The organism is Flavobacterium jumunjinense (assembly GCF_021650975.2).
GTDB classification, from domain to species: domain Bacteria; phylum Bacteroidota; class Bacteroidia; order Flavobacteriales; family Flavobacteriaceae; genus Flavobacterium; species Flavobacterium jumunjinense.
On the sequence record NZ_CP091285.1, the window covers coordinates 197,572 to 222,225 of the forward strand.

The 24,654-nt window shown below is 28.0% G+C and carries 23 protein-coding genes; 4 read left to right on the forward strand and 19 right to left on the reverse strand.

Features of this window, described 5'->3' with window-relative positions:
• Window positions 1-7: 7 nt before the first annotated feature.
• From L2Z92_RS00900 to recR, 3 genes are all read right to left on the reverse strand, one after another.
• Window positions 8-2,461 (reverse strand): polysaccharide biosynthesis tyrosine autokinase, encoded by a 2,454-nt coding sequence (locus tag L2Z92_RS00900; RefSeq protein WP_236456977.1) that lies wholly within the window; start codon window positions 2,459-2,461, stop codon window positions 8-10.
• A gap of 8 nt (window positions 2,462-2,469) precedes the next feature.
• Complete coding sequence (locus L2Z92_RS00905) at window positions 2,470-3,276, reverse strand: polysaccharide biosynthesis/export family protein (RefSeq protein WP_236456978.1); 807 nt, start codon at window positions 3,274-3,276, stop codon at window positions 2,470-2,472.
• A 68-nt stretch (window positions 3,277-3,344) separates the two neighbouring features.
• A complete protein-coding gene (gene recR / locus L2Z92_RS00910; RefSeq protein ID WP_236456979.1) occupies window positions 3,345-3,965 on the reverse strand; it encodes a recombination mediator RecR in 621 nt (206 codons plus the stop codon).
• A gap of 210 nt (window positions 3,966-4,175) precedes the next feature.
• Between recR and L2Z92_RS00915 the strand changes: the two genes are divergently transcribed.
• Window positions 4,176-5,618 (forward strand): sodium:solute symporter, encoded by a 1,443-nt coding sequence (locus tag L2Z92_RS00915; RefSeq protein ID WP_236456980.1) that lies wholly within the window; start codon window positions 4,176-4,178, stop codon window positions 5,616-5,618.
• Here the strand turns inward: L2Z92_RS00915 and L2Z92_RS00920 are convergent.
• Window positions 5,595-5,951 carry a CoA-binding protein gene (locus tag L2Z92_RS00920; protein ID WP_236456981.1) on the reverse strand — a complete coding sequence of 119 codons (357 nt, stop codon included), beginning with the start codon at window positions 5,949-5,951 and terminating at the stop codon, window positions 5,595-5,597. The genes L2Z92_RS00915 and L2Z92_RS00920 overlap by 24 nt on opposite strands.
• A 107-nt stretch (window positions 5,952-6,058) precedes the next feature.
• On the opposite strand from L2Z92_RS00920, the gene L2Z92_RS00925 reads away from it, so the two are divergent.
• The 3 genes from L2Z92_RS00925 to L2Z92_RS00935 all read left to right on the forward strand — a co-directional run bounded on the left by L2Z92_RS00925 (window position 6,059) and on the right by L2Z92_RS00935 (window position 8,358).
• On the forward strand, window positions 6,059-6,682 hold the full coding sequence (locus L2Z92_RS00925; RefSeq protein ID WP_236456982.1) for a MarC family NAAT transporter: 624 nt from the start codon (window positions 6,059-6,061) through the stop codon (window positions 6,680-6,682).
• 27 nt (window positions 6,683-6,709) lie between these two features.
• Window positions 6,710-6,859 carry a hypothetical protein gene (locus tag L2Z92_RS00930; protein WP_236456983.1) on the forward strand — a complete coding sequence of 50 codons (150 nt, stop codon included), beginning with the start codon at window positions 6,710-6,712 and terminating at the stop codon, window positions 6,857-6,859.
• A 71-nt stretch (window positions 6,860-6,930) separates the two neighbouring features.
• Window positions 6,931-8,358, forward strand: coding sequence for an SDR family oxidoreductase (locus L2Z92_RS00935; RefSeq protein WP_236456984.1), 1,428 nt, complete (start codon window positions 6,931-6,933; stop codon window positions 8,356-8,358).
• 131 nt (window positions 8,359-8,489) lie between these two features.
• Here the strand turns inward: L2Z92_RS00935 and L2Z92_RS00940 are convergent, their stop codons facing one another.
• The 15 genes from L2Z92_RS00940 to L2Z92_RS01005 form a co-directional block, all read right to left on the reverse strand.
• Window positions 8,490-8,870, reverse strand: coding sequence for a hypothetical protein (locus tag L2Z92_RS00940; protein ID WP_236456985.1), 381 nt, complete (start codon window positions 8,868-8,870; stop codon window positions 8,490-8,492).
• Between the two features lie 222 nt (window positions 8,871-9,092).
• Window positions 9,093-9,773, reverse strand: coding sequence for a hypothetical protein (locus L2Z92_RS00945; protein ID WP_236456986.1), 681 nt, complete (start codon window positions 9,771-9,773; stop codon window positions 9,093-9,095).
• 371 nt (window positions 9,774-10,144) lie between these two features.
• Window positions 10,145-11,089 (reverse strand): hypothetical protein, encoded by a 945-nt coding sequence (locus L2Z92_RS00950; RefSeq protein ID WP_236456987.1) that lies wholly within the window; start codon window positions 11,087-11,089, stop codon window positions 10,145-10,147.
• A gap of 186 nt (window positions 11,090-11,275) precedes the next feature.
• On the reverse strand, window positions 11,276-11,746 hold the full coding sequence (locus tag L2Z92_RS00955; RefSeq protein ID WP_236456988.1) for an MlaD family protein: 471 nt from the start codon (window positions 11,744-11,746) through the stop codon (window positions 11,276-11,278).
• A 118-nt stretch (window positions 11,747-11,864) separates the two neighbouring features.
• On the reverse strand, window positions 11,865-12,311 hold the full coding sequence (locus L2Z92_RS00960) for a hypothetical protein (RefSeq protein ID WP_236456989.1): 447 nt from the start codon (window positions 12,309-12,311) through the stop codon (window positions 11,865-11,867).
• Window positions 12,312-12,907: 596 nt separating this feature from the next.
• Window positions 12,908-13,189 carry a hypothetical protein gene (locus L2Z92_RS00965; RefSeq protein WP_236456990.1) on the reverse strand — a complete coding sequence of 94 codons (282 nt, stop codon included), beginning with the start codon at window positions 13,187-13,189 and terminating at the stop codon, window positions 12,908-12,910.
• 292 nt (window positions 13,190-13,481) lie between these two features.
• Complete coding sequence (locus L2Z92_RS21425) at window positions 13,482-13,580, reverse strand: CatA-like O-acetyltransferase (RefSeq protein WP_379677339.1); 99 nt, start codon at window positions 13,578-13,580, stop codon at window positions 13,482-13,484.
• A 9-nt stretch (window positions 13,581-13,589) separates the two neighbouring features.
• Window positions 13,590-14,936, reverse strand: coding sequence for an MORN repeat-containing protein (locus tag L2Z92_RS00970; protein WP_236456991.1), 1,347 nt, complete (start codon window positions 14,934-14,936; stop codon window positions 13,590-13,592).
• Window positions 14,937-14,950: 14 nt separating this feature from the next.
• Window positions 14,951-17,281, reverse strand: coding sequence for an outer membrane beta-barrel family protein (locus L2Z92_RS00975; protein WP_236456992.1), 2,331 nt, complete (start codon window positions 17,279-17,281; stop codon window positions 14,951-14,953).
• Window positions 17,282-17,382: 101 nt separating this feature from the next.
• On the reverse strand, window positions 17,383-18,087 hold the full coding sequence (locus L2Z92_RS00980) for a response regulator transcription factor (RefSeq protein ID WP_236456993.1): 705 nt from the start codon (window positions 18,085-18,087) through the stop codon (window positions 17,383-17,385).
• A 359-nt stretch (window positions 18,088-18,446) separates the two neighbouring features.
• Entirely contained in the window at window positions 18,447-19,838 is a 1,392-nt protein-coding gene (locus L2Z92_RS00985) for a T9SS type A sorting domain-containing protein (protein ID WP_236456994.1), read from the reverse strand.
• Between the two features lie 485 nt (window positions 19,839-20,323).
• Window positions 20,324-22,030 (reverse strand): SBBP repeat-containing protein, encoded by a 1,707-nt coding sequence (locus L2Z92_RS00990; protein WP_236456995.1) that lies wholly within the window; start codon window positions 22,028-22,030, stop codon window positions 20,324-20,326.
• A 443-nt stretch (window positions 22,031-22,473) separates the two neighbouring features.
• Window positions 22,474-23,127: a VOC family protein gene (locus L2Z92_RS00995; RefSeq protein ID WP_236456996.1), complete on the reverse strand. Its 654-nt coding sequence runs from the start codon at window positions 23,125-23,127 to the stop codon at window positions 22,474-22,476.
• A gap of 197 nt (window positions 23,128-23,324) precedes the next feature.
• Complete coding sequence (locus L2Z92_RS01000) at window positions 23,325-23,849, reverse strand: hypothetical protein (RefSeq protein ID WP_236456997.1); 525 nt, start codon at window positions 23,847-23,849, stop codon at window positions 23,325-23,327.
• A 149-nt stretch (window positions 23,850-23,998) separates the two neighbouring features.
• Window positions 23,999-24,514, reverse strand: a complete 516-nt coding sequence (locus L2Z92_RS01005; RefSeq protein WP_264554464.1) for a hypothetical protein — start codon at window positions 24,512-24,514, stop codon at window positions 23,999-24,001.
• Window positions 24,515-24,654: the final 140 nt, after the last annotated feature.

The window sequence follows — 24,654 nt, forward strand, 5'->3', positions numbered from 1 at the left end:
TAACAAATTATTTATTCCATTTTTTAAAAAATCTTCTCCAACCTTTAGGTTCAAATGATTCATCATGATATGACTCTCCATATGCTCCATAACCATAACCGTAGCCATAACCGTAGCCATAACCATATTTTGCCTTATTTTCAAACCCGTTAAAAAGAATACTAATATTATGCAATTCTCCTCTTTTGTGTTTTTCATTAACAACAGAAAGCATACCTTTCTTTGTAAAACCTTGTCTAGTAACATAAAGGGTTGCATCGCAATACTTTGCTAATTCTAATGCATCAGATACTAATCCTACTGGAGGAGTATCCAAAATTATATAATCGTAAGTAAGTTTTAATTCTTCAATCATTTCTCCCATACTTTCCCCCATTAATAACTCAGCCGGATTTGGCGGAATAGGACCCGAAGGTATCAAATCTAAATATGGAATATGTGTTGATTGAATAACCTCATCTAATTTTTTTTGACCAATTAAGTAATTAACGACACCAGTAATGTTATCAATATTAAAATCTCCAAATATTCTTGGCTTTCTTAAATCTAAACCAACTATAACTGTTTTCTTTTCACTCAAAGCAAAAACAGTCGCTAAATTAATCGAGCAAAATGTTTTCCCTTCACCACTCACTGAAGATGTTAACATTAGTATTTTTGCACCTTCATCTTTTTGTTTTTTATATAAGAACTGTAACGAAGAACGAATTGCCCTAAATGATTCAGCTAATGGAGATTTCGGTTTTTCAAACACTGACAAATTATTCTCTGTATTTTTTTTACCGATTACACCAATAACTGGAATTTTTGTTAATTTTTGAATATCCTCAATTGTATTAATATTATTATCTAACAATGAAAGAATAAAAATTATTATTAAAGGTATTAAAATACCTAAAAATGCTGCCAAAATATAATTAATACTAGTTTTTGGACCTCGCAAACCTCCTCCAATATCTTTTGCAGGATCTATAAAATCAATATCCGAAATGTTGGCTGCTTTAACTATTTCTGCTTCACTCCTTTTTTGCAAGAATGTATTATAAATATTATCTTTTAAGTTATATTTCCTAAAAATCTTAAGGTGTTCTTGTTGTTGTTCTGGTAAAATACTTACCTCAGACTCTGTTTTGGAGATATTCCTATTTATACTATTTAGATCTATTTTCAAAGCACTTTTTGAGCTGGAAATATTCTCTAACAAGACATTTTTAATTGCCTTCATTTTTACATCCAATTCTGTAAACATTACTCCCTTCTTTACAGCATATTTCAACTCATCTCTCTCTTTAGACAACTCAATTAGTTTACTAACGTTCAATAAGATATTTGGATCATCTATATTTGCTACACTTGGAGCTGGAAGAACTGTAAAGTCAACACTTTTATCAAGATAAACTTTTAAATTATCTAAATATTTGATTTTTCTTTCGGCTTCATCTTTTTGAACATCAAACTCAGATAGTTTTTCAGTTAAAAACTGTCCCCCTCCTTCGATTTCAAATATATTTTTTCCCTTTCTGAAATTTTTCAACTCACCTTCAGCATCTTTAATTTGAGCTTCCATTTCAACCAAGGTGCTATCAATAAAACTTATTGTATTTGTTGCAAATAGGTTCTTACTATCCAACTGATTCTTTTGCAGAACTTGTACAGTTGTGTTTAGATATTCTACTAATCGACTCTTATTTGTTCCCTGTAATTGTAAACTTATAACAGATTGTGCTTTATTATCAGCATCTACATTAATATTTTTATATTTTGAAACAGTAGCATCAAAGTCTTCAAAACCCAAATAATATTCTTTATTTACATATTGAGAAGCAGTAGGTTTTAAAAATAATTTAAAATTTAAAAATGGCAAATCAACCATTTCATTTATTTTATAAACCCTCTTAAAAACCTTATTTTCATAATCAAAGTTACTTCTAGAGTTATCAACATAATGAATTAATGATCGCGATGGAAATTCACCAAAGTCTACACTCAATTCATATTTCGTATCATTTATAAATTTAACCTTTATAAGTGTTGATGCTAACTGCCCTTTATTTTTATCAATTTGAACATAAAAAGGCACTATACCATAGGCATCTTCAAAAAAATACTTCCCTTTTGTTTCATATTTTATATAATACTCTAATTTATCTACAACAAATTCATTATGAGATCTTGATCTTAATTTAGTAATTACTGTTTGTACTTTATCAGAAACTCCTCCCCAATTGAAAACCAAACTTGTATTAGCTGTAAAAAAAGGATTATTTTCATCTTTAACTACAATTACAGATTCCATACCATACACTTTTTCTTTTCTTACATTAATATTATAAGCAATAAGAAAAGCAATAATTAAAGTTAATAGAAACCATTTCCAATTGCTAATAATTTTAAAAAAGAAACCTTTAAAATCAAAATTTGATTGAGATTCAAAAAAAGTAAAATCTTTAGTATCTAACATGTTTAATTTTATAAATTTCGCGTTAACAAGATAGTAGTCGTTATTAAAGACAGGGCTGTAATTATTGTACCTATAGTTTGCATACCAGTTGTACCTGTTCCCCAAGATTTTTGTTTCAAAGGCTTTATGTAAATATAATCGTTTGGTTGAATATAAAAATAAGGTGATTCAATAGCAGATACATCTGTTAAATCTATCGTATGCGTTTCAAAACCATGAGGAAGCTTTCTAATAACTTGAACATTTTTTCGATCTCCTGTCATTGTTATATCACCAGAATTAGCTATTGCTTCCATAATATTAACTTTATCTTGATAAAGCACATTTGTTCCTGGCTTTCCAATTTCACCATTCACCGTATATTTCAATCCTGCCAATTTCACTGTAACAAACATCCTAGACTCCGATTTAAAATACTCATCTAAAAGTCTTTTTTCTAGTACATCTCTAATTTCTTCAACGGTATACCCTAACACATTCAACTCCCCTAAAACTGGAACTCTAATATTTCCATGATCATCTACACTAAAACCATTAAAATATAAACTTTGTTGACTTAGCTGACTTGCTCCCTGACTGGTTGTGATTGAAGGATTAAACATTTCTACTAATCTTTGATCTAAAGCTTTTATTGAGATATTCAAAATATCATTAGTTTGAACTCTATAAGGTTTCGAAACAGATTCACTAACTTCAATTGATTTTTCATTCTTTTTAGAATTCTGTAAATAAACCAAGTCTTTGTTTGGAATACACGATGTAAACAATAGTATTGATATAACCACAAGTGGTAATAAAGCTTTTTTAATCCTCATTTTCTTTCTTTAAAAAACAAATATAGTTTTTAGAACTATATTTTTTAAACATTATTATAAAAATATCATTAAACTTGCCTAATTGACTGCTCAAAAGGTATTCTATGCATCAAACTTCTTCCTAAAGTTACTTCGTCAGCATATTCCAATTCGTCACCAATTGCAATTCCTCTTGCTATAGTTGAAGTTAAAACAGGATAATCTTTTAATTGCTTATAAATATAAAAGTTAGTAGTATCACCTTCCATAGTAGAACTTAATGCAAAAATAATCTCAGTTATATCTCTTTCTTTCACCTTTGAAACCAAAGTGCTTATATTTAATTGAGATGGCCCAATACCTTCAATTGGGTTAATTTTCCCTCCCAACACATGATAAACGCCTTTAAATGAACCTGTCCCTTCAATAGCCATCACGTCCCTAACATCTTCAACCACACAAATGATAGACGCATCTCTCGTTGGACTTTCACAAATCTTACAAATTTCTGCATCAGAAATATTATGACACTCATTACAATACTGAATTTCATTTCTCATTTTCTCTAGTGCTTGACTAAGCATAGAGGTTTGACTTCCAGGTTGTCTTAAAAGATGCAACGCCAAGCGTAGTGCTGTTCTTTTACCAATCCCTGGCAATTGAGATATTTCATTTACTGCGTTTTCTAATAATTTTGAAGGCAATTCCATAGTTGCAAAAATACAAAACAAACTGTTTTTAATTGCATCTTTAAGTATCTTTATTAGTATTCAAACAATAACAACTAAATATAAAAACTTTATTACAAAAAACACGTTCTATTTTAGAGCAACTTAGTTTTATTTACTTAATCTAAATTTTAAACAAATCTTGTTTGAAGCTCATTTTTTATGTAGGTTTGTTAAAACATAAAAAAAATTATGAGCCCAATTTCTATCCTTATTTTAATACTCTCATATTTTAGCGTATTAATCTTATTTTCCTATTTTACAGGAAAAAAAAGTGATTCTAGCAACGACTCTTTTTTTAAGGCAAATAAACAATCTCCATGGTATCTAGTTGCTTTTGGTATGATTGGATCTTCACTTTCTGGTGTAACTTTCATTTCGGTACCTGGTAAAGTAGAAGGATCGCAATTTGTCTATTTTCAAATCGTTTTAGGATATATTATTGGTTACTTTATAATCGCAACTATATTACTTCCTTTATATTACAAACTTAATTTAACTTCTATATATACTTATTTAGAAGACAGGTTTGGTAAATTCTCATACAAAACAGGTGCTTGGTTTTTTATAATCTCCAGAACTGTTGGATCCAATTTAAGGCTTCTATTGGTTGCAGATGTTTTACAAACTTTAGTCTTCGAACCTTTAGGCATTTCCTATTGGATTACTGTTTCTGTAACCATATTATTAATTTGGCTTTATACTTTCAAATCTGGTATAAAAACAATTATTTGGACAGATACACTACAAACATTTTTCATGCTACTTTCGGTTGGAATTTGTATTGTTGTTGTTTCAGAAGATTTAGGAGTAAATATTTCAAATTTCTCTCAATTCATAGCAGACAGTTCATTCTCTAAAACTTTTTTCTTTGACAATGTTCAAGCGCCAACCTATTTCTGGAAGCAATTCTTATCTGGTATTTTTATCGCTATTGTAATGACAGGACTTGATCAAGATATGATGCAAAAAAATCTTACTTGCAAAAGCTTAAAAGACGCTCAAAAAAATATGCTTTGGTTCACTATTGTACTTACAATTGTTAATTTCTTCTTCTTGGTATTAGGTTTATTATTTACAGAATATGCATTAAAATATGGAATTGATGCTCATGGAGATGCTTTATTCCCAATACTAGCAAACAAACATTTAGGAATTGTTGTCGCTTTTAGTTTCCTACTTGGTTTAATCGCTGCTGCATATTCGAGTGCAGATAGTGCCTTAACCTCTTTAACCACATCATTTAGCATTGATATTCTTGATATTGAAAAAAAATACGACACAAACACTCAAGTGAAAATCAGAAAAAGAATTCACTTAATGTTTGTATTTGTATCCATATTTGTAATCTTGTTTTTTAAATATGCTTTTAATGACTCAAGTATAATTGATAAAGTATTAAAATTTGCTGGCTTTACTTACGGCCCATTACTTGGGCTTTACACTTTCGGACTATTTACTAAATTTAACGTTAAAGACAAACTAGTTCCACTAATAGCTATCACTGCTGTAGTACTATCTTTACTACTTAATATTTTTAGCGAAGATTGGTTTGGGTTTAAATTTGGATTTGAGATATTAATTGTAAACGGATTACTAACCTTTTTAGGCTTAATACTGATTCGTCGCAAGTAACACAAGAGTGCATGATTCTTCAAATGCAATATTATTTTGCTTTAAAATCTCATAAAACTCTGGGTTTTCTGTTCCAGGATTAAATATAACACGCCTAGGTTTTAAAGAAAGGATGTAATCATAATATCCCTTTTGAATTTCTGAATTAACATACATTGTTACAGTATCTATTCCTGAAAATGGTTTCTTTTCAGTTTCAATTTTAATGTCCAAAGCCATGCCTTCTTTTACTCCTAAAGCAACAACTTGATGACTTTTTCCTATTAAATTATGTATTGCTTTATAAGCATATCGCTCTTTATTTGTAGTAGCGCCAATTACTAATGTTTTCATTATTTGTTATTTTTTCATAAAATTAATAAAAATTAATCATAACTTTGAGTTAACTTTTTTTTAAAGTATAACTAAAAAAGTACACCGTACTTTGCAAAAAAAATCGAATGGAATTATTTATTTATGTTTTCGCTGCTCTTTTCTCAGTTTTAAACCCTCTAGGAGCCGTTCCTGTTTTTGTGGGATTAACACAAGACGACAGTAAACAAGAAAGGTCTAGAATATCAATTTGGGCAGCAATCAATGTAGCGATCATTTTAATTATTTCTTATTTTATTGGAAAGTATGTATTGCATTTCTTTGGAATTAGCATTGATGCTTTGCGAATTGCTGGAGGACTTTTAATCGTAAATTCTGGTTTTAGTCTGCTTTCAGGAAATGGTAGTAAAAAAAGAGGTGTTAATAAAAAAGTAACCGACGATGCAATGCATAGAAATGATATTGCACTAACTCCATTAGCAATGCCTATGTTAGCTGGACCAGGTTCTATGTCGTTACTTATTGCTATGTATCAAGAACAACCTGAAATAAAACAAAAATTAATCACCTGTCTGGCTATAATCTGTGTTGCTTTTACCATTTTTTTAATTTTAAGAAGTGCACATTATATCTCGAAAATATTAGGTGCTTCTGGAATTGTTGCTATTTCTAGAATCATTGGATTCATCGTTATTGCAATTGGTATTCAATACATAAGCAGCTCTGTTGTAAATATTTTTCAAACTATATAATTCTTCCACACTAATTTTAACTTAAATATGGGAGTAGCCCTAAATATTAAACCAAAAACCACTCTCATAATTCTTATTATTTTTGCAATTATTATAATAATCACTTGCTATCCATCAGCTTCTATTGAGGCAGATACTCAAAAAAAAGAAGCTGAAACAAGTAATAGCGATCAATAGTATTTATTAATGTTATTGATTTAACATTTGTTTCCTAAATTTTCTTAGTAACTTTAAGAAAAAATTAATTCATGAGGATTTTACTTACTGGAGCAAATGGATATGTTGGCAGACGTTTATTACCCGAACTACTAGAAAGTGGACATGAGGTAATATGTTGTGTAAGAGATGTAAACCGTCTAGGAATAGATAAAGAAACAATAAAACTCATAACGCTTTGGGAAGTTGATTTCCTGAATGAACCAAATTTTGAATCTATGCCTAAAAACATAGATGTTGCCTATTATTTAATACATTCCATGTCGTCCTCAATCACAGCTTTTGACGAAATGGAATCCAAAACGGCTAAAATTTTCAATCAATACATGAACAAAATGCAAACCAAACAAGTTATATACTTGAGTGGCATTGTAAATGATGATCATCTATCAAAACACCTACAGTCTAGAAAAAATGTTGAAGAAATCCTATACCAAGGCAACTACCAACTTACTGTTTTAAGAGCAGGAATCATTGTAGGTTCTGGAAGCTCATCTTTTGAAATTATTAGAGATTTAAGCGAAAAATTGCCCGTAATGATTACACCTAAATGGGTGCTTACAAAAACGCAACCCATAGCCATTAGAAATGTAATTCAATATCTAATTGGTGTTATTCACAATACTAATTGTTACAATCAATCTTTTGACATTGCAGGCCCAGATGTATTAACCTACAAACAAATGCTACAACTGTATGCTACAACTAGAGGATTTAAAAATTGGATTTTCACAGTACCAATAATGACTCCGAAACTTTCTTCCTATTGGCTTTATTTTGTTACCTCAACATCCTACAAATTAGCCATGAATTTAGTAGACAGTATGAAGATTGAAGTGATTGCAAAAGACAATAGACTACAAAAACTATTAAACATTCAACCCATCTCCTACACAGAAGCAATAGAACTTGCCTTTATAAAAATTGAACAACATTTAGTCATATCGAGCTGGAAAGACAGCTTAGTGAGCGGAAGATTTAAAAAAAACCTTACCGAATTTATACAAGTCCCTAAATACGGCTGTTTAAACGATCATAAAAAGATAAAAATTACAAACCTCGAAAAAACGTTAGAAAACATTTGGTCTATTGGTGGAGAAAAAGGTTGGTATTATGGGAATTGGATGTGGAAAATTAGAGGGTTCATTGACAAATTATTTGGAGGTGTTGGCCTAAGAAGAGGAAGAACACATCCCACTCACATAGACAATGGAGATGCACTCGATTTTTGGAGAGTCCTTTTAGCTGATAAAGAGAAAAAAAGATTGTTATTATTTGCCGAAATGCGTTTACCAGGAGAAGCTTGGTTAGAATTTTGGATTGACGAAAACAACATACTTCATCAAGTAGCTACTTTTAGACCCAAAGGACTAATAGGCAGACTGTATTGGTATTCATTAGTTCCTTTTCATTTTTTCATTTTCAATGGAATGATACGAAATATCGCAGAAAAAAAATAAAAATCAATTCACAACAGAAAAATAGATTTTAAGCTTGACATTTTTTCACAATACTTTTATCAAAAAAGCTCGTTTAAAAAGATTTAAACAAGATTGTATTTTTGAAACATCTGTACAAAAAGCTACTAATACTAATTACTACTTTCTATCATTAGGTAGTCACTCACTATTTTTAAACATTCTTTCACGTCTAAATTCTGCCCAATAATTCCATCACTAAATTCGCTTTCACGCAAGATGTAACTCATTATCATTAATTTAGTGTAATCACTTGGTTGACACTGTATTCTAATTATCAATTCAGAACTAATTATCTCTGGACCAGTCTGCAATACAATTGCTTCATGGGAAGTATGACAATACACAGTACGCTCTTTAAGAAAATCATTAATATGTTCTATGATAGACAACATAGTCTTAGCCATCAAAGGCTGAAAACCAGACAACCAATGATAATAGTCCTCAAGAGTTACATTAATTCTGGTTTGTTCTTTAGCGCTTACTAAACTCATAATTACAAATAACAGTAAAAATAATTGATTTAAGCTACACACAAAAATTTCTTTGCTATTTCAATAAAATAATCAGACTATTACTCATTCACAAACAACACAAACAAAACCTTGTAAAAACAGATTTCATAGGTAAAAAATCTTATGTGCTAAAGTGAAGGAAAACAAACAAAATCTTACAAAAACTACTCCAAAAAAAAGAGACCATTCAGTCTCTCTATTTTATTCTTTTGGTTTATCAACCCCCTTCTTTCCTCTTCGCATTCTTGAAACCAATTTTGTAACCGTATATTCATCTCTTTTAGGCATACCATCATACATAAGCTTTCCTGCCTTAGTAATCAAACTCACAAAAGAGTATAACTTATCATATTCAGCCTTATTATCCTTGTGCAATTGCTTCTTAATATTCATCACACTATTTTGCAATTCATTTTTAGATTCCAAATTTGCCTTTGCAGTAGCCATCTCATCAGGAAAAGTAGTACTCATACCCTTAGATTCTAATACTCCTTTCTTACTATTAGCATATTGAATTACTCCGTTTATTTTCTGCACAGCACCTTCAATATTTCTAGCCGTTAATTTTTTCTTTACCGCTGTAATACTAGCTGTGTCTAAACCAGCACGCTCAAAATAAAAAGACAAAAAATTCAAATCTTTGTTTAAAACCGTTGAAGCTTCATACAAACTAGACGTTACTCCTTTCTGTTCCTCTGTTAATATTAAAGTAGATTCTAGTTTTTCAACCTTCGTTAATTGTGCTTCAAAATCAAGTAAAAACTCTGGAGTTAACTCACTAAATCGAGTAGCCAATTCTGCTCTATCTCTTTCAAAACTTGTTTTTAAGAATGCACCTGTTGGCACATATTCTTCCATTCTTAATGTTACACTTTTGCTCATTGTTTATAAATTTTAAATTAAACTAGAGCAATAACAATAATTAGACCAAAAAAGAAACTATTTCTCACAAGAAATCATAAAAAAATATTAAATATTTCTCAAAAACTATAGTTCTCTATAATTATTGAATTCATTTATTTTTTTTTAAAAGTATATCAAAAATAATTTCGTTAAGAGAAATTCCAAAATCTCGTTGACAATCATGATTCATGATTAAAATATAATCATCTTGATTTAGGAATTCAAAACTATTATTTAATCCAATAGAAAAAGCACCGTAAAAATCAGCAAATCTAGTTGGAAAAGCAATATTTATCTGTTTAAAAAGTAAACATATTAATAAGAACAGAGGAATATCCGAAAGCTGTTAACTAGCATATATTTAAATCATTAGACATTATTTTAATCTCAATTTTGCAGAACGATTCTAATATATTTACAAACAAAAAAAACAATAATTGGTCTCCTTCAACAAAATCAAATATTTTTTTTTCTTTCTTCATTATTTCTTCTATTTCAACATGTAAATAAGAATTATAACCCCAAAAGCCTGTTTGTTCATCTTCTCCATAACGTTTAAAAGATACAGTTTCGAAATATTGTTTAAACTTATCATTATCAAAGACTTCAAAAATGATTACTTTATAATTTTTATTGATATCAAATGACGAATATGCTTGTACAACCTTATTTTCTATGTTTTTATAAAAAAGTCTATCCGACAATTCGAACTTACTTATACATTCAAATTCTCTGAGTGGTTTAGAAAGATCAAATTCATGAATCAATTTCTGATATGAACATTCACAAAATGGGTCAATTACATTAAAATATAATAAGTTTAACAAACTAAAGTAATCAGTAGAAGGTATTTCTAAAATCTTACTGTAATGTATTTCTTTAACATATTGAGTGCCTTTGTAAACAAAAATACCATTAATATACTTGGAAGCTTTTTCAAAGTCCGTTACATTCTTAATTACTAGACGATAATCATAATCAGCGCGACCAATTTCATATTTAGTTCTGATAACATTCAATCTATATTCCGTAATTAAAAAATCTCTCATAATATAATGAGATGCTCCTAAAGAACCATATTGAACAATTTCACCGAATTTTTTACTCAGAAATGCAGAACCTAAGCCTACAAAACTATCAAGAAAATCTCCTGACTCAAAATACTTTTTGGAATTTATATGGAACTCAAAAAAGTCTTGATACTCTTCAAAGAATAAAGGATCAGTGTGCCATCTTTCATCAAAATTTTCCAGAACATAATTTTTAATTAATTCATTTGCTTCCTTTTCACTCATAGGTTTGGTTATATAGTAGCTAACATCAGTTTGTCTAAAACCTCCGTTTATATTAAATAGATTCTAAATAAGTATAAAAACAACTCTTTTAAGTTTATTTTTTTTTTACAGAACAAGACATAAATTTAAAAAACTAAAGTTTAAAAGACAGCTTATGCAACAGCTACCATTGTTGAACGTCTAATTTTATTTTCTTTTTTCAAGATTTTCATTTAATCTTCTCAATTCTATTAAAATAGAATCGTTTTTATCTTTTCCGCTAACTTGATTGATTGCTTTTTCTATTTTAACTCCAATTGAATCATTAAAAAAATTTTCATTGTCTTGTGTCAGATTTACAATGCTTTTATCTGTCAAACTCTGCTTACTTTTCCCAATTCTGATATTTATTATTTTCCCACTAATTAAACCTTCATTTTGAATTTTAAATTCAGAATCAATAGGAATTTCAATTTCAGATTTTAGATTTGCTGTAATTATTACATTCCCATTTTCATCAAGCTTGGTACTTTCAATTTCTCCAATCTCAAGACCATTAATTTTCAATTTTGTTTCATTTGTAATTCCTTCAGCATTCTCTGTTCTCAAAACAATTGATCTGTTTTTTGAACAAGAAAAAATAGTTATAAGGATTACAAATAGTATTGTTTTTTTCATCGTATTTTATCTTTTGATTTTAAAGTCTTATTAAAAGATTTGGCTGACTTCGTTTAAAGTTCAAAACTTTGGAGTCAAACACCAAAATCCGTATTAATTATAGTTATTTTTAGCTCTGTTATTTTTCTCTATCAATGTCAATTAATACGACTTCCCGTATATTCTCAGGTGTCAGGATTACTCTTTTGTTTATTGCTTTCGATATTGTTCGTAAGTAATCCATCAGTTTGTTATGGTCTTCAATTGTTTTAATCTGTATAGGGTCAATATCGTTCTCTATTTCTTCGTCTGTAAAAAAATGACATTTGATATCAATAGCATCTAGTTTTATAGTCGCCTCATTTAGTTTGTCGGTCTTACCAGTCCAAACGTCAAGAACAGTTTCAAAGTTAATTTTACCTTCTATTTTTTCCGTTTGCCCATTGTAAAAATCTACTACATACTTTTCATTTACAATCTCCACCCACTTTTTCCAATCATCTTTGGTTGTGTTTAAAACGTATATATCACGAAGCATACCATCATCCTCAAAATATACCTCCTTTTGTAAATTTTCGATGTTCATTTTCTTCTACTCTACTCAACCAATTGTACTTTCAGACTCGAGTCTAGTTCCTCAATAATGGTTTAAATGTTTTTTTGGATGTATACTTTTTAAAATCTCCGCACCACAAAACCTCTAGACATCGAGCTAAAATATAAAAAATAATTATAACTTAAGTTTTTGATAATTGAAGATTCTTAAGTAATAACAAATTAACTAAATATTGTATTGATTAGACCGCAAAGGCAGGAGACTTTTAGCAGTGGGTGAATGAGCAAGATGCCCGAACTAGTGATGCTATTTTTTTTATACTTTTGACTTTTTCAATAAATTTCTACTTTCTATTAATATTAATATTGAGTTTATAATGAATAAATAATATCCGTATTTAATTTGACTTACATTTTCTATCATACCTATTATACACATTGAAAAAGTAGCTACAAATAAGAAAATTAAATTTAAAAAACTCAATATCATTATCTGCTTATATTTTTTTCTAAATGAAATAATAAACATAATGAAAGTGAAATTAATTATTAAAGTAAAATTAAGAAAAATGTAAAATGTTTTATCTAATAAAAATCTGGTTTCAAATTCATTGTAGTGACCAATTCCTAAAAGTAAGCATTATAAGTATATTCTTTTCTAATTTCTTTTAACCAATCTTCTTTTGCATTTTTGTCTTCTACAATTTTTTTATGATTTTCATTTTTACTTACTTCAATACTTTTACTCTTTAATTTTATAGTATCTTCTTCAATTAAAGTCATTTCAGTTTCTAAATCATAAAAAAGAGATTTTTTTAAAGATTCGTCTGAACAAGTTTGCAAAAAAGGTAATATAAAAATAAGTAAACTTACATTTATCAAAATTTTAAGCCGAATATTTTCTTTCATAATTTCATGTCTACGATTTTTTCGTGTAAAATAGCTCACAACATATTTGTGTAAAATTAATTACGTATTTAAGTGCCAAATTTAGTAAATAAAACCGAGTAGCGAATCCTCATGGATTTTCGTAAATAGGCTAGAACTGACAACTAAATTATATATGCTGCAATTGTTGTTCAGCTAATAATTTATAGACACCTGAACGATACTACTTTTCGCTTTTAAAAATGATTAAAAACGAAAAACCATAGACTTTAATTCGTTATGTAACAGCAACCTATGTTAGTAGTAGTTATTGTTATTTTATATTAAGTTGATTTTGGAATTCATTTAAATATTTTGATATATGAAAACCATCAACTAATCCATGATGAGCTTCTATAGAAATCGGCAACATTCTTTGTTTTCATTTTAAAATTTGTTCTATCCATTTTATACAATCATCTGCATCTATGATTGACCAAGTATGTGGATGTCTTGTGCCGTCAAGTCTGTAACCTTTTCCAATAGACGATACAAATTCAGCATTCTTATTACCTTTCAATGTTAAGAAATTAATTAATGCAGTTTGGTCTATTGCATTAATATGGTAATAATCTCTTGTCCTATTTTTTAAATGCCAATTAATGTCTGGGTCGCAATAAATTTTAGTTTGAATTTTTATTAAATATTTTGCATTTCCTCCATCTTGTTCAGTTCTTGTATATGGCGAATGTTGGATATATTCTTTTGGTGCTTCTTCGGGTGAGCCTCCGTAAATTTCCTGAAAGTGAGCAACTAACATTTTGTCTTCGGCTAATGCGTTTAGTTGACCCTTATTCAGTTTCATGCTATCGGATTGATATAAATTTATTTCATCAAAAGCCCTTTTATAAAGCCCCATTTCATCTATAGGCGGGTCAACTCCAATTACAGCTATTGGCTTAAGACTTGTAGAAAAATTATTGTCTTGCGACATTTCGGTGTATCTAAAAGCATTCATTCCACCTAATGAAAGACCACACAAAATAAATTTTTCTTTCGGTGCATTAAATTTTGTAATTAGTTCTAAAAATGTATTATTTATAAATCCAAATGCAAAATTATCAAGACTTAAACTTCTATTAAAGTTTGAAGAAATAACAATTGTCATCATTCCTTTGTCAAAAGACTTTTGAATTAAATTTTTGTTACAACTTATTACACTTTCGCAACTCTCGAAAGCCGAAGGAAACAAAACTAAAACTGCTTTTATTTTTTTTGGTGTCAATGTGTAATAAAAAAGAGACTTGCTTTCTCCATCTCCTTGATAAATATTTGCAGTATCAATTAGGTTGCTTGTGTGTTTTTTTAGCAAGTCTAAATATGTTTTGTCTAAATCTAATAAATCTCCGTTTACAAAATTTCCTTTTAGTTTTCTGCCATCAGTATAATCTATTTCGCCTTGTCCATCAAGTTGTCCATTTTTAAAATTTCCTTTTAAAATTCCATAGTTATTAATTATGTATTTACCTTTTCCATTTGGATTTCCTTTTTTCATATTACCAACATAAGTTGCGTCAATTTTTTGATTTAGAAACCAGGTTAATTTTCCAAAACCTTCTGCATACTTGTCTTTGCAATCCCCTCCCCAAGTTATACTATCTTTTGGCGAATAATTGTCACTCCAAATTTGGCAACCTGTTTTTGCGTCTTTTATAAATTGTCCGTTGTTTTGAGCAAAAGATATTGTTGTTGTTATTAATGTCAAAAGACTAAAAAATAGTAATCTCATTTCTTATGTTATTTTTATTTAATTCTATTCGAATTTTCGTCAATATCTCTTTCTTGATAATTTGAGTCTTTAATCTTTCCAAATTTATAACGTATTGAAAGTGACATTTCTCTTGTATCAGTGTAATAAATTCCTTTAGAAGCTATATCATTTATTGTGAAATTTTCATTAAAATTCAAATTTCTAAAAACATCATTAAAGCTTAAGGTACAATCAAAATTTTTAAACAATGTTTTAGATAATGCTAAATCCATTATGAATAATGAGTTTCTTTTAAAAACGCCCTCTTTTCGTTCTGTAAATCCCCAACCCGTAACAGAAAAATCAAATTCTTTTGGTAATTCAAAAATATGATTTGAATAATAGTACAAATAGGGTTTTGATGCATCAAAAACAGCAGATTTATCTTCAATTTTGTTTAAAATAAAATTAAAACTGTTTGTAGAACTCCAAAAATCGTGTTTAAACGGAAGCGTAAATTCTAAATTTACACCAGATTCTTTGTTATAATTAATCGCGTTAAATGCAATCAAGTTTATAGAAGGATCATACAAAAAAGCAAAATATACTGGGTCTTTGCTTCGAAAGAAATTTAGCTTTAGAGATTTATCTTTGTACTGAAAAGTCCCTGAAACCTCATCTGTTATTGTTGGGTTTAAATTGATATTTCTTGAAAACACTAAAAAAGGATTTGTGTAAATCGATATTTGACTTGTTGATGAATAATTGGGTCTTGAAATACTTTTTGCATAATTAAGACTTATTGTTTTTGTACTGTCAATTGAAATATCAAGTTGTATTTTAGGAAAAAAATTAGTGTAATTTTTATCAATCAATAAAAAATCATCAATTTTATATTTTCCTTTAATGTTTGTATTTTCTGTTCTTAAACCAAACAAATAATCTATTTTTTTAATTTTTCCAGATAATTGAGTATAACCCGCTATATTCTTCTCTTTAAAATTATAATTCGTACTTTCATTATTATTTGAAATAAAATCTAAAACTTCAAAATTTGTATTTGCATCTGCTAATAAATATAATGCTCCAATTTCCCATTTCATTTCATTTTTAAATGATTTTTCCAAGTCTGTTCTTCCTGAAAACACATTCACATTAAATTTTTGATTTCTGTTTTGTGTTAAGTCAAATTGAGTGGTATCATAATTGTTTTGGATTACGCTATTTGATTTTTGATAAAAATTAGAGTATTGAAAACCAGTAAATAACTTTGCGTCTAAACGCTTTATTTTTTTGTTGTAATTAACAAATGAGTTTAAAAAATTTCTGTCTTCATCATTGTCATTCCATGTTTCAATATTATTTTGAACATTGTTTTGGTCTATAAAAGAATTAGTTGTGTTTTTGCCATTGTCTTTTTGAATTTTCCCACTCAAATTGAATGATAAATAATCATCCTCATTAATTTGATGATAAAGACCACCTCCAAGAATAAATTGACGTCTTTTGGAGTACGATTCAGCTATAAAATTTGAGGTTATATTATTATTTGGAATTTCAAAATTATTACCAATACTTTCCCAAGGATTTAGTTGATTGTAGTTAAAATTAGTTTTTACTTCTGTTTTATTCTTTTTAAAACTTGAATGTATGCCCAAATAATTATTAAACCTTTTTTTTAAAGAAGCAACTTCAGATATATTCGTTTCAAATCCATCTTTTTTACTTAACCTTCTTATAATCAAAATCACTGCTTTTCCTTCTGCTTCATATTTCGACGAAGGATTTTTTATAATTTCTATAGTTTTTATATCCTCAACCGATAAAGCATTCAAATCATTCATTCCTACCTTTTGATTGTCTATATAAATTAATGGATTCCCTTTTCCAACAATCGATAGGCTTTCTTTGTCTCCACTTATTTGTATACCTGGAAGTTTTGATAGCAAATCCACTGGATTTGGTATAGCTTTAAAAATTGTATTAGTAATATCTACTTTTATATTCCCGTTTAAATTAGTAAAAGTCTTTTTTTTTCTTTTTAATACAATTTCGTTTAATTCAGTAAAACTGATTTTAGATAAAACTAATTTTAGGTCTAAATTTTGATTCAAAGTGATTTTTTGATCAATATCTTCAAATTCTTCGCAATTAATTTGAAGATTATAATTGCCTTCGTTTAATGAAGCAAAAAACAATTGTCCATCTACAATAGATTCTGTTTTAATAATTTGATTTGTTTCTGAATCAAATAAGTATGCATTACCTTCATTTATAATTTCATTTTTTGAACCTATAAGCTCTATTTTTAAAGTAAAACTATTTTGTGAGAATCCAATTAAACAGAAGAAGAATAACGAGAATGAATAATAATTTTTAAGCATTTTATTTCTATAGTGTTTTCTAATTAATACTTCTGCAAATAAAAAAAAACACTCGTCAAAGTGTTCTTTTTTCTCGTATGATTTAAGTACTAGTACTGGTACTATTTTTGAAATTTATTAATTAACTCTTTCCTATTAGAAACATTTAACTTGCTGTAAATATTAGTAATATGTGTTTTAACAGTGCTTAAACTAATAAATAGCTCTTCTGCAATTTCTTTATTACTTTTACCATCTATTATGTGCTTTTTTATCTTTATTTCTTGATTACTAAGTTCTTCAATAATGGTCAATCTTTTTTGAGACTTAATTGAGTAAATAATATAGCTAAGAACTAGTATTATTATTCCAAAGATGATATTTAGGATTATGCTTAAAATTTGTTTCTTCTTTAGATGAATTAAATAATAACTATTCAATTCTCTTTCTAGGAAAAAATATTCAAGATTATTTATTTCACTCGATTTCAATTCTTCAAGTAAACGAATATAATATTCTGAATTTAGTGAAATATCTTTTTGAAGTAATTTTTTTTCATTTAATTCTTTTAAACTTAAAAGTTTTATTGCTAAAGTTTTTAAAGAATCTTTTGAGTAAGTTCTAATTTTTTCTAAATAATCTTCTGTTGTAATAGACTTTATTTGCTTTTTAAACTTTCTAAACTTTTGTTCTTCTTCATCAATAAAATTATATTCTTTATCATAAATTTCTGAAAGCGATAGTTTTTTTGTCGGTATAGTTCTAGTACTATTTTGTCCAAATAGTTTAAAGGTAATAATCAATAACAGGAAAATATATTTTTTCATTTTTTATCTAAAAATTATTAAATTGAAAAATTCTCTATAACGTCAATATTATTTAGCATTTATTCACAAATGTATTAAATTTTAAAAAAAGACTTATTTTCAGGACAGGTCAAAATTGTTTACAACGTGTTTGTATTAGCTGCATCGTTTAATCCGCTTTGTAAAGTCTCCAACATTAAACTAAAATATATAAAAATCATTGATTTAAGAATTTGATAATTGAAAATTCTTTAGTAATAGTAAATTAACTATAATGTTGTATTGATTAAACCACAAAGGCAGATGACTTTGCGAAGCGGAGTTTAAAATTTAGCATTTTAAAAGAGTTGTCCAACTGTGAATACTATTTTAATAAGGCTTTAATTCTTATTTAATTTGATGATTTTTTTTATTGATGTTCCATTTAAAGTATTAACTTTTAAAAAGTAAATACCCGAATTTAAATTACTTAAATCTATTTCTTTAAGATTTGAATTAAACATTATTTTACCACTAATATCATAAACTTCTGTCAGTAATAAAGTTTCATTATCTTTTAATAAAATATTTAATTTATCAAATATCGGATTAGGGTAAACAAGGAAATCTAATTTTAAATGATTTGAATTTGATAAAACTTCGTCCCCTATTAATCTTATTAATCTTGAATGTGCTTGTCCGTTATATGTAGTAAATCCCCCACCAAGAATTATTTTTTCATCAGACTGTTTTATTATTGATATTATACGATTATCAAAACCAGTACCAATATCAAAAGAAATATCTTTTGAACCATCAGAATTTAAGCGTAATAAGTAAGTTTGATTTTGATTTTGATAAGTCGTAAATTGTCCTCCTACTATAATTTTTCCATTTTGTTGTAAAATTAATGGATATGTACTACCATTAAATCCGGCACCAATACTAAAAGAAGTATCTTTTGTTCCATCACTGTTTAATCTTATTAAATAATTTTGTGGTTGTCCTTGATATGAAGTAAACCAACCACTCACAATAATTTTACCATCAGGCTGTGTTATTGTACTATTTGGATTTGGATTAAAACCTGTTCCAATATCAAAACTTGCATCTTTCGTTCCATCAGAATTGAATCTAATTAAACCATTTTGAGATTGACCTAAAAAAGTTGTAAAACCTCCAGCAACAATAATTTTACCATCATTTTGAATAGAAATATTATTAACAACTCCATTTAAAACTCCATTGATATTGAAGCTTGAATCAATTGTACCGTCTACATTCAATCTAATGACATTATTTTGAGATTGACCATTAAATACTGTAAAATTGCCGCCAATAATAATTTTATTGTCGTTTTGAATAGCAATATAAGATACGTTTCCATTGAATCCAGTTCCTAAATTAAAAGTGTTATCGATAGAGCCATCAGAATTCAATCTAATTAAACTTTTATAGGATAGATTTTGATATGTTGTAAAACCACCCCCAACTAATATCTTTTCATCATCTTGCACAGAAATACATCCAACAAATTGATTAAATCCAGCCCCAATATCAAAACTAGTATCTTTTGTTCCGTCTGAATTTAAACGAATTAATCTATTATTAGTAATCCCTTGAAACATAGTAAACTGACCTCCTACTATAATTTTATCATCATTTTGAATTACAGTAACAAATACATTATTATTAAAACCTGATGATATATTAAATGAAGGGTCATTATTAGCAGGATTTTGACAATATACAAATTGTAAAAACATTGTAAAAAGTAAAAATATGTTTTTCATAATTGAAATTTAAAGGTTTATATATTTTGAGGTTTCGTTTTTAATAAATTTTCTTACAACGAACACGTATACGAAAAGTAATTATGGAAAATTATATGAAATACAGAAAAAAATTAATGACAGACAAAGAAAAAGATTTGATTTTGAATCACCAAACGATGTGGTTAACCAAAAAGCTACACTTGCAACTTGAATCCAGCTTAAAATAATAATTTATTGATATATTCCACAAGCCTATCCAAAAGAATAATAGATTGTAAAACTCAAAATTAATAACATAAACACTCCTTTTCATTCGCTCTCTCTAATTACGCACAACTTATATGTTTATTACAAACGTCATTCTTTTTATTAAAAAAAGCATAATATTATAAATAATTAAACATACTTTTATTTTTCTTCAAACTTCTTCTATATACAAGAATACAAAACTCAATCATTTTCATTTTGAAAGAATTAGACAACAGCTATTCGTTAATGGTAGTTTAATTCTTTATAAATTTTCGTATGATACTTTGATTTTTATCATTTACAATTTTAATAATGTATATACCAGTAGCTAAATCACCTATATTTAGATTTCTTTTAAATTCTGAATTAATCACTAATTGTCCATTAATAGAATAAACAGCTAATACTCCATTTTCATATATTTCTGGGATTGTAAGATATAATACATTTTTACTTGGATTAGGATATAGTAAAAAATCATCTCTATTAAAGTCATAAGTATTTAAACTAAAATCACTTATCTTAACAACCATTACATCTTGATTACCATGTGATGTTAAATTCAAATTATCTAATGAATTATTAATGTATGCACTCCCAAAAAAATTACTAATACTAAAATAATTTCCAAATGAATCCGCAACAACGGAATTACCAATATCATCTTGATTACTACCTATACATTTTACCCAATTAAAATTTCCAGAGCTAGAGTATTCAGCAATAAAAATATCAGAACCACCTAGGGTACTATTTATAGCTACATTATTTCCATTACTAAAATCACAGGTATTATTGAATTTTCCAGTTATGCATATATTTCCATTAGGATTTATTGCTACAGATGTACCATAACCATTACCTATTAAATGTTTCGCCCAAATAAAATCACCGTTTGAATTTAATTTTAATAGAAAAGGATTATATCCACTATTTGGTGGACAAGTTAAAAAATAGTTGTTATTACTCGGATCAAAATCAATAGTTCCAGAAAAATCACCAGTTATGATTAAGTTGTCTGATTGATCCAAAGCAAGACTCTTAGCTGAATTTGGATCTGAACCTTCCATACTTTTAGCCCATAGAAAATTTCCATCATTATCTAATTTTAGTATAAAAATATCCGTTGAGCCCAAAGTGTGGGGCGTCATAAAAAATGTTCCAGAGATACTAGGATCGAAATCTGTAGTTTCATGAAAGTTACCACATAAGTATATATTTCCATTAGAATCTGTTATTATACCCTCTGAGCGTTGCAAAATTGAACCTGAACCAATTTGTTTTGCCCATTGTAAATTACCAATACTATTCCATTTTGCAATAAATATATCATAAATATTATCTTGACCAACTGTTGGAATAAGTGAAACTGTATCAGAAAAAAAAGTTTCTTTGTTAAAATATCCGGAAAGATAGATATCTCCATTTGAATCTACTTTGAATCCCGAAAGGTCTTTAACACCAAGTCCACCAATTTTTTTGGCATAGACAAAGTTACCATTTGAATCAAGTTTTGATAAGTAAATATCCGATATTGAATAAGGGCCACCAGTAGTAGCAGTTAGATTAAAAATTCCTAAACCTGGATCAAAATCTACAGTATTGTAAAATTTTCCAACTGAATATACATTACCATTGATGTCAGTACCCACTCTATAACCCTCACTATCAAGAGTTCCAGAAAATATAACCCCCCATAATATATTTCCATTATTGTTGTATTTAGCTAAAAATGCATCATTCCCAGAAACTCCATCAACAGGATAATTACCCGTTCCAATATCTAAATCTACACTTGATTGATAGCTTCCGGTTATATAAACGTTATCATTTTGGTCTACATTTAAGCCCATTCCACAATCAAAATAATTACCTCCAATTCTGCCAGCCCATTCTATAGTTGGCGCTTGAGAAAATAATTTTGTAAAGCATAACAAAAATAATATTATTGTTTTTTTCATATAGTTGTTTTTGTTAGAAGATGTAAATTAATTGAAAAGGTTGCTTTATCTTAAAAATTTTATGGCTTGCTGATAAACCACCTCTAACTTTCTGTGAATATCGCGGTTTTTTTGGACTAAATTAAGCTGTATTGCCAAATTTGCAAAATCATTCCAAATACAAAACCAACTTCCCATTAAACCTAAAGCACAAATCCGTTGTAGTAGCTTTTAGTGGCTGGCTTTTATCCGCTTCGTAAAATCTACAACATTAAACTAAAACATAAAGAATCAATGACTTAAATAATTAAAAACTCTTTATTAATAGCAAATTAACTGAAATGTATTGATTAAACCGCAAAGGCAGGTGACTTTGCGGAGTAATTGTTTTTATAAATTATTTTAAATTTTTAATCGTAGAGAGATGTTATGCTACAGCTACCCTGTTAGCTGTAGCGGTTTTATCAATTAAATTCAAGTTCATATTCTTTGTCAGCAACTTTTATTTTTCCTTTTACTTTCCATTTTTCTGCCATTTCTTGGGTTGGAAACCATTTTCTGTTCGGATTTGAAATCACAAATAATCCGTTATCGTTTCCAATGGCAACAAAATCCTCTCTTTTAGGCCCTTTTGAAAAATATTCAGTCTTTGTCTTTTCAATTATTTCTTTTCCAATTTGCAAAGGTTGATCAATTACAAGTCCAATTTCGTTAATATTTAAAATAGTTTCAACAGAAAAAGGTTTGTCTGTCTGATTATTCAAGTCTGTTCTACAAATGAATTCAAAAATATTTCTATTATTGTCAAAGAAATAAATTGCTTTCGCTTTCCAATTCTCAAAGTCAGTTATAAAAGTATTTTCAGTTTCAATTAAACTTGTCCGTTTCAAAATCCAATCTATTGCGTCATTCAACATATTTGTCGGAATATTAAAAGCAAAATGATATTTTGGATTATGATTTTCTTCGGTTAACTCAAAAATGAGTTTTGAAGTTCCAACTGCAAAAGAAATGCTTGTTTCAGTTTCAATAATTTTTTGAAATCCAATTGTATTTTCGTAAAATTTTTTGGTTTCGATTAAGTTATTTGTCAATAAAGTTAATTCTTGAATTTTCATTTAAGCGATCGGATTTGCGGTTACAACTATCGTTCGGCCGCTTGTGGCAGTTGCGTAAATTTATAACAAAAGATTACAAGTACAAAACTCCTCATAAAATTTTCGGAGACTCGAGCACTATGTGCAAACTGATGAAGTAAAATTCTGAACGCAAGCCATACCTAGCAATTGCTCCAAATGGCTATTAGCAGTAGTATTTATATTCCATCACCACAAACTTCCACCTTAGTTATTTTATAATTTCCAATACCAATTTTTGAATCAGTAAAATAAATACATTTTAAACATCGCTCTAAAGAATGTCTTGAATAATTGTGAGGAATATTTTCTCCAAAATAATATTCAGAGCCAAATATTACTGGTAGAGTAATTTTGTCTGATATTTTAGCAAATCTATTTGTATTTTTAAAAATATAAGTAAAGCCTTTATTTTCTTTTGAGTTTAATACCCAAACACATATTTCAAAATCTTTTTCGCTTTCAACATCATTATTCATAAAATTTAAACCATATTCATTTTTATCATTAACATCATTTTTTTTTAGTTCCGAAATGGATTTCAAAACTTCGGTCTTGATTTCTTCTGGAAAGTCAAACATAATTCTGTTTACCAAAATTTCTTTTTTTTCTTCAATGTTCTGTTTAGATTTCTTTTTACAAGAAAGAGTAAACAAAGAAATGGTTAGTAGACAAAAAATAGTTAATGATTTTAGATATCTCATTTTGTTTTTTTAATATTTATACTAACTTTTTGCATCTAAAAGAAGTGGCGACGAGCCAAAAAAAAAATAACAAAACATTCCATTCGGCAGCGGATTTTCCTACGGAAAATCCGGAAGTAGCCATAGTAAACCTCAGTAACCAGCAGTTTTTAACTTATCCACAACAGTTCTTCTTTATAAAACTTCCATTTTCCGTTTTTTCTCAAATAAACAATGATTGACTCATGTCCCAATAAATAGTCCCCTTGAGATTCAATTTGAATAATTGCTACAGTTTTCGATTTATTAAAAATAGGAATTGAATTTGAACTTTTTCCACTTCCAAATAATTTTCTATAATTTTCCCAATAATCATCATTTTCTGTTTCCTCAATTTTTTTCAAATCAGAAGGCGTTAAAACCCAGCATTTTTTTAGTTGATCTTTGTCCCAAAGTTTAGTTTTTGTACAGATTTGATTTTTTAAATGTATTTTATTTTCAATATTTACAATACTATCAGGTAATTCGTCTATTAAGTTGACTAATGTTTCTGAATGCGGTATAGAAAAACACATTAATTTTCTAAATTTTAAAGAGTCATTTTCTATTGAAGCATTTTCAGAGTATATTTCGTTTAAAAATTTATAAACTTCATTTTCAGAAATAACTTCTTTATTTAGTTTCAATTCAGCGTAAGATGAATAAATATAATTATGAGTAAATTTATATATATGATTTGTAAAAATTACAATTATAAAAAAACCAAGACTAATTATGAAAATATTAGTTAGATAATTTTTTCTTTTATTTTTCTTAAAAATTTTCA